This is a genomic window from Variovorax sp. 10L426 (assembly GCF_056395305.1).
In genome coordinates, this window is sequence record NZ_JBFTJF010000102.1 from 1 (window position 1) to 425 (window position 425).

Consider the following 425-nt stretch of genomic DNA (forward strand, 5'->3'; position numbering starts at 1 on the left):
TTGCAGGCGATTGCCACCGCCAAGCGCCTGGGCGCCGTCATCGAGGCTTCCGATGTACGTCCCAGCGTCAAGGAACAGATCGAGTCCCTGGGCGGCAAGTTCATCGACGTGCCCTACGAGACCGCCGAGGAGAAGGAAGCCGCCGAAGGTGTCGGCGGCTACGCCCGGCCCATGCCCCCGAGCTGGCTCGATCGCCAGAAGATCGAGGTCGCCAAGCGCGTGGCGCTCGCCGACGTCGTCATCAGCACCGCGCTGATCCCGGGCCGTGCGGCTCCGACGCTCATCACCGAGGAGATGGTCAAGTCGATGAAGCCGGGCTCGGTCATCGTGGACATCGCTGCGGGCAAGGGCCCGGAAGGCGTGGGAGGCAACTGCCCGCTGTCCGAAGCCGACAAGACAGTGGTCAAGCACGGCGTGACCATCGT

Annotated in this window: 1 protein-coding gene; it reads left to right on the top strand. The window is 66.8% G+C overall.

Features of this window, described 5'->3' with window-relative positions; genetic code table 11:
- Nucleotides 1-425: Rossmann-fold NAD(P)-binding domain-containing protein (locus tag AC1DHL_RS29960; protein ID WP_478164362.1), on the top strand; the 425-nt coding region annotated here is incomplete at both ends.